Raw genomic sequence first — 6,160 nt, 5'->3', positions numbered from 1 at the left:
TCCTCATGAGCGTGTCCTCCTGCTCGGATAAACCCGAGTTCTCTTGTTTACTATTAAGAGGATACGCTCATTCTATTCTATCCACAACTTTTGAATATATCTCTCCAACGCACGTGACAGTGTCGAATGATCCGGCAACTTCTCATCCAATCGATAACCGATGAACCACCTGTAAGCAAGGTTCACCTGAACCTGACGCATCAACTCCCGTACATGGGAAATACCATCCATCGCCTGGATCAGAAACAACCGTACGACAACTTCCGGATCAATAGAAGGATGACCGTTGTCCTGGCAATAACGGTCGCGAACCGCATCGTGTACAAAACTCAGATTCAATACACGATCAAGTCGACGAAGATAGTGATCCTTCGGTATCAAACTCTCCAGAGACGGGAGGAGCATCATTTCCTGCTGTCTATGTTCTCTCTTTGTTTGCATACTAACAATCAAATATACACAATACCAAATACCAGGGCTTTTTCAACAAGCCCCAAGCTGTGGGCCACCCAATTTGTTCTAATACCGAAAGGACGTAGACTTACCCAACAATTCATTGAGTTCATCCTCGGGGATTGCCTTTCGCGCCTTCCAGTTCGGCTTTTTTCTGGCCAGGAGTATCCAGGAATCCTTTAGCCCGTCGAGGAATCTCGTTGCCAGCAAGTATATCGGAATTGACACCCGTGGCAGTTTCTCAAGCATGTGATCGCAGCCTCTGAGTTCGAGAATTTCGAGATCGAGAAACTCGGCCAGCTTCGCGAGGTCATCCCTCACATACTCGCGAATGTGTCCTTTCCAGCAGCCCGGATACCAGTAGAAGCCGTCGAATCGAGGAAGGTTCGTTCTGCCGAACAACACGTCGAGACGTTTCCTGATGTTAACGGCGTTGGGGACTGTCACAAACAGGAGGCCCTCAGGTTTACAGAGCTCCAGCAGATCATTGAGAAGGTCGCGCGGAGAGTCGTGCAGATGTTCCAGCACATCGTTCATCATTACCATGTCAAAAGATTCTTTCTCGAACGGCAGTTTGCCGCCCTCTGCCAGCATGAAATCAATCCCGCACTCGTCCGTGAATCTCTGAATTTTCTCTCGGTTGCCGGGCAATGTGTGCCAGTTATCCTCCAGTGGATCAAAGCCTGAGCATTTGTAGCCGAGAAGCTGGAGTATGGCGGTCTTGTCGCAGGGTCCGCAGCCGAAATCGAGTATCGTCGCGCCCGCTTCGAGGTGGCTGAGCACCGCGTTTGCGATGTTCATATGAGCCGACCTCGGCTCAGTCGCTGTAGACATATATCCCTCGAACGGGAATCTTTCGATTGTTCTCTCAATAGCCTTTGCCACTGATATCACGGCAGTCTTACCTTTCGGCGGCATCCTGGATCTAGTTCTTTAGCTTTGTCTCCCGTATGTCTATTTCGAAATACCGCATCACCTGACGTCAATGTATCCGCTGCCCCATCCTGCGTTAGAGCTGAAGGTCCTCTCTCAGGCAAACAAGCTGATCCTTCTGCACTAAAGGTAGCCGGTCGGAACAGCAATTCAACCAAAAACTACGGCCGACGCAAGACGTGAAGACAGATTCCGAAAAAAAAGCTTTTCTTCGATAGAAAAACGGTGAATATTAGCTCTGTCGGGAAATTCAATCGACCAAACCTGGGGAGAAGTGACCATGAAGTTCAAAGTGCTGCTCTTAGCCGTCTTAATATTAGCCACCGGATGCGAAAAGAAGAACCTTATAGAGATGAAATGGGATAAGTTGTCCACCGGAACGACTGAGAACGTCACAGGTATCTTCTTTGAAAACGACAGCAAGGGCTGGGCGGTGACTTCAGCAGGCAATATCCTGCACACGGAAGATGGTTGCAAAACGTGGACCACGCACGATCTGGGAGACTACTATCTTGAAGATATATTCTTCGCTGAAGATGACGATGGATTTGCAGTCGGTTCAGATGGATGCCTTTTCCACACGAAAGACGGTGGCAAGACGTGGATTGACGAGTCACTCGATCAGAAAATCTGGCTGTACGATATCGGTTTCTGGGATGATGACGAGGGTATTATTGTCGGAGTGAATAAGACCGAAAGCGGATCGTTGGACGGTGTGCTTCTTGCCAGTCATGATGGCGGCGATACATGGCAGGAGGTCTACAACGATATGATCGGGATGTCAAGTCTGTTCATGCGCGGATCGCAGCTTGGATGGATCACCTGCACCGGATCTGTCGGCTCGACTACCAACGGTGGCGAAACCTGGGAGAAGAACATCCTTGACGACAGGGACGTTGTTCGCGGCTGTTTCTTCCACAATGCGCAGAGCGGATGGATAGTCGGCCATGGCGGTCTCCTTGCAAGCACGAACGACGGTGGATGGTCCTGGCAGAGGAAAGGTCAGTTGACCGAACAGAATCTCTATGCCGTGGGATTTCTTTCCATGCTGGAAGGTGTCGCAGTTGGCGAGAATGGCAAGATGTTCCTGACGGTTAATTCTGGCAATAGCTGGGCAATCGATTCCAACTTTGTAAAGGTAACTCTGAGAGATATCGAAGTAGTCGAAGATAGAATGTGGATCTGTGGCGACGACGGCACAATCATCAGTGTGCACAAGTAATCGCCGATTCAATCACCTATTGCAGCTAACCCGCTAAGGACAGTACGTAGTCCTATTTGCCGACCGACTTTTCCTGCAGTCTTGTGAACTGCTTCTGATAATAATCGCTCTCGGTATCCTCGGCGGCAGCGATCTTCGCGAATTCCACCGCCTCCGGCAGATTTCCCCTCTCTTCGCATATTTCTGCAACAGTGTAGGCGACCATTGCCTTAATATGCCCCGGCTGAACCACCTCGACTGTCCTGCGAGCATAGGCCTCAGCCTCTGCGAGGTTTATCTTTCTTTCTAGACACCACTTTGCGAACAGAAAGGCCTGGTCTCGATCGTTCTCCCATCCTTCGCCGAGGCTCTCTCTGCAGATGTCGAGAGCCAATGATGTGTCATGGTCGATGTGCAGGGCGTAGTCAGCCTTGATCCACTCGCGCGACTGCAGGAATTGCTTCGCATTGGTTTTCTCTGTCAATCGGAGAGCTTCCTGCAAATAATAACCGACGTCATCGGCCTTGTCCGCTTTTCTCCCGAGCCGAGCCATCATCAGCGCGACCTTGAGGATATTGCCTGTATTCAGTCGCTTACCGTGGAAGACTCCGTCGGCGGCCGCATGCGCGCGATCAAACTCCAGTTGGTCCTTCCATATCGCGTTGGCGGTGTTGAGGAAAATTTCGTACGAATGATCAAATACACCATCCTTGTTCAGTTCGTCCGCCTGACGATAGAAATCGATGGCTTTCAGGTGTTCACTGATTTCTTCATAGTGTTTAGCGAGGACAAGCGCATCGTCGATTGTCGGGTTTGCCTCGTAGCGTTTGAGCCGCTCATTTATGGTCGCGTGGTCTGCAAGCGAAGTCTGCATTTTCTGAACAAAATCGTCCGCTGTTGTATAGCCCGTCCAGCGCCTGATGATCTCTTCATCCCTGGTTATCAGAATCATCACAGGAAATGTGCTGCCGACATCATATTGATCGGCGAGCCTGCCCCCATCGTCCGACTCAGCGTCGACAGTCAAATGCACTACAGACTTGAGGACATTCTTGATTGCTGCGCTTGTATCGGCATCCTGTTCGAACTCATCGCAGTACTCGCAAGCCTTGTGGAAAAACTCCAACAGGATCGGCTTGCCCGTATCGGCGGATTGCGCCTTGGCTTGGTCGAGTGTAACCGGCTTCTGTTGATTGGGGACGCCGGAACATCCTGCCATGATAAGAACTGTGATGATTGCTGCTTTTTTCACGTCGTTTCCTTTCCGAAGCTTGCCGTGCTATACACGTGATACCCCGAATAAGCCGGAGTATATGCATCAATATTGACAATTTGGCTGAATTGTCAATACTGAGGATGACGAGCAATATAGAAAGTGACTTCAAGCTGCTTGACAAGCTGCAGGCTTTTGGTATCTTACTTATATCCAGCATGTCTGTGTGACTTATCTCCGCGCATTGCATCAGACACCATCGTTCCGAATTGTGACCGCTGGCCCAGGCAGCCCTGTATAGGGATGGTTAGACACATCGATCCAAACGAGGAGGTATCCAATGGCAGAGATAGTGCGGAAAGTCGATTATTTCTATGCGCTGGTCGGGGACAAACCGGGTGAAGCCCGTCTTCTGCTCGAACACTTGAGCGAAAAGGGCGTCAACCTAATTGCGTTCACGGCATTTCCGGTCGGGGACGGCCGCACCCAAGTTGATTTCATCCCCGAAGATGTCCAGGCTCTGCAATGGGCTGCATCTGAAGCCGACATAAAGCTGGTCGGCCCTAAGAAGGTCTTCCTGATTCAGGGCGAGGACAGGGTCGGAGCGCTGCACGACCACCATCTGCAACTTGCCAATGCCGGTGTCAATGTTCTTGCAGCAAATGGCGTAGCCGACGGTCGTGGTGGATTTGGATATGTTCTCTGGGTGAAGCCGGAAGATATCGACAAGGCAGCAAAGGCACTCGGAGCGTAGTCAGAATCTCAGGAGTGACGGAGCCGTCGGTTATTGGTGTAGCGCGATAGGATCATTATTACACAGCCGAGGGTCAGGAGCACTCCTCCGGTGATCTCCCTGAAGGTGGGTAACTGCCCGAGAGCGAGGAGTGCTATCAGAATCACGAAGACCGGTTGACTCTGGCTGATGACAGCGACTCTGGACAGCTCCAGCTTGTTCAGGGCTGTCAGATACATGAGCCTCGCCGCCACGGGACCGATCAGAGCAAGCGCCAGCACGCCCGGCCAGACGGATGAGAGCCCATCGAAACCTCGCCCGACAGCCCCAAACGCGATCCAGTAGAGCAGGGCGAGCATCATGTTACGTATGTAGCCGAGAATCAGTGGTTCAACATAGCGAACGGCGATTTTCGATACGAACTCGGTTATGCCGAAGAAGAACGCTCCTCCCAGTACGAACCAGAATCCTGATGTGTACTCCACTCGCAGTGTGAGACGCATCACGATTATACCGGCGATCGATAGCAGTACTCCGAGCGTTTCGACTTTCGTGAATCGCTCTCTCAGGAATATCATCCCCAGTATGATCGCCACCATGACTTCGGCGCGATTCAGAAACGTGGCCAGAGTAGGGTCCATTCGTTGCACACCCGCCCAGTATCCCCATACTGCGAGAAGGGAGCTGATGACAAACATCGCAATCCAGAACCACCCTTTGGCGGAGAGTCTGAAGACGTTCTTGATCCCACCACGGGCGGGGAGAAGTGTCACAGAAAGGAATATGGTCGCGATCAGGAAGATCAAGCTGTTCATGAGCAGGGGAGAGATGTGTGCAAGATTCCACTTGCCGACAACAGTCGCTAAACCCGATGCAAACGTCGACCCGACCGCGAAAGCGTATCCGCTGCCGGCACTTCTCTCAGTTGTGTTGTCTGTCTGATCGTTCAACGAGTTCTCACTATCGTGTCATTCCTGCAAATGCCTGTTCTGCGCGCTGTCAGGAATCCCTTCCTGCTATGATGATTGTCAAGGGTTGATTTCGATGTGGCTGTCCTTTGTTTGGCCGAGTTCCGGTGAGGTTCTTACAACCTGCTATTCGTGGTTCTCCCACAAGTTACTTGTTCGTAAGGTGGGAAATGGTGTCAACAGCCTGACGGACGTGTTCTAGACACAGAAGGGATTTCGTCGTACACCTTATTCCCGTACTTATCATCGGTAATGATACCTTCCGGATACTCCACTATTATCTGATTACGCCGAGCTGATACGGCTCATCGGATAGTTCGACCGCGCGCATCCGAATTGCCAGCTTACGTGCGACAGCAACTATAGCTTTCTTCTTACTGCCAGTATTCTGCCATACCTTGCGGAACTTGTTCAGTAATGCAGGGTCGATTCTGATAGCTCTCCACGCACACTCCACGAGCCAGGACCTAACCTGCGGGTTTCCCTGATGTGTGATCCGACCCCTGTGTACAGTGTCGCCACTCGACTCCTCACTGGCGGTAAGACCAAGATATGAACCAAACCGCTTATCATCCTCGAAACGTGACAAATCTCCCCACTCCAGTGTGAAACGAATCGCTGACAACCAACCTACTCCCGGACAGCGTCTTTTTGACTCT

At 51.2% G+C, this 6,160-nt stretch carries 7 protein-coding genes; 2 read left to right on the top strand and 5 right to left on the bottom strand.

What is annotated here, in order from left to right:
* Nucleotides 1-72 precede the first annotated feature (72 nt).
* Together KKH67_00655 and KKH67_00650 are read right to left on the bottom strand one after the other, a co-directional pair.
* Nucleotides 73-441 (bottom strand): transposase, encoded by a 369-nt coding sequence (locus KKH67_00655; GenBank protein MBU1317681.1) that lies wholly within the window; start codon nt 439-441, stop codon nt 73-75.
* A gap of 78 nt (nt 442-519) precedes the next feature.
* Nucleotides 520-1,371, bottom strand: a complete 852-nt coding sequence (locus tag KKH67_00650) for a class I SAM-dependent methyltransferase (GenBank protein MBU1317680.1) — start codon at nt 1,369-1,371, stop codon at nt 520-522.
* Between the two features lie 295 nt (nt 1,372-1,666).
* On the opposite strand from KKH67_00650, the gene KKH67_00645 reads away from it, so the two are divergent.
* Nucleotides 1,667-2,608: a hypothetical protein gene (locus KKH67_00645; protein ID MBU1317679.1), complete on the top strand. Its 942-nt coding sequence runs from the start codon at nt 1,667-1,669 to the stop codon at nt 2,606-2,608.
* Nucleotides 2,609-2,660: 52 nt separating this feature from the next.
* Here KKH67_00645 and KKH67_00640 read toward each other — a convergent pair whose 3' ends face one another.
* The gene (locus KKH67_00640; GenBank protein MBU1317678.1) at nt 2,661-3,839 is read right to left on the bottom strand and encodes a thioredoxin family protein; all 1,179 of its coding nucleotides are present in this window, start codon (nt 3,837-3,839) and stop codon (nt 2,661-2,663) included.
* A 301-nt stretch (nt 3,840-4,140) separates the two neighbouring features.
* Between KKH67_00640 and KKH67_00635 the strand changes: the two genes are divergently transcribed.
* Entirely contained in the window at nt 4,141-4,554 is a 414-nt protein-coding gene (locus KKH67_00635) for a hypothetical protein (GenBank protein MBU1317677.1), read from the top strand.
* A gap of 8 nt (nt 4,555-4,562) precedes the next feature.
* Here KKH67_00635 and KKH67_00630 read toward each other — a convergent pair whose 3' ends face one another.
* Both KKH67_00630 and KKH67_00625 read right to left on the bottom strand, forming a co-directional pair.
* On the bottom strand, nt 4,563-5,483 hold the full coding sequence (locus tag KKH67_00630; protein ID MBU1317676.1) for a DMT family transporter: 921 nt from the start codon (nt 5,481-5,483) through the stop codon (nt 4,563-4,565).
* 295 nt (nt 5,484-5,778) lie between these two features.
* Nucleotides 5,779-6,160 (bottom strand): IS110 family transposase (locus KKH67_00625; protein MBU1317675.1); only part of this gene is annotated, 382 nt, incomplete at its 5' end.

Source organism: Candidatus Zixiibacteriota bacterium (genome assembly GCA_018820315.1).
In the GTDB taxonomy this organism is placed as follows: domain Bacteria; phylum Zixibacteria; class MSB-5A5; order JAABVY01; family JAHJOQ01; genus JAHJOQ01.
Note: the sequence above shows the minus strand (reverse complement) of the source record. Positions and strands in the feature narration are given on the sequence as shown.

Bases quoted from the DNA above. Each gene is read 5' to 3' on its own strand.
- KKH67_00635 (MBU1317677.1), top strand. From the start codon at position 4,141: ATGGCAGAGATAGTGCGGAAAGTCGATTATTTCTATGCGCTGGTCGGG.
- KKH67_00645 (MBU1317679.1), top strand. From the start codon at position 1,667: ATGAAGTTCAAAGTGCTGCTCTTAGCCGTCTTAATATTAGCCACCGGA.
- KKH67_00655 (MBU1317681.1), bottom strand. From the start codon at position 441: ATGCAAACAAAGAGAGAACATAGACAGCAGGAAATGATGCTCCTCCCG.
- KKH67_00650 (MBU1317680.1), bottom strand. From the start codon at position 1,371: ATGCCGCCGAAAGGTAAGACTGCCGTGATATCAGTGGCAAAGGCTATT.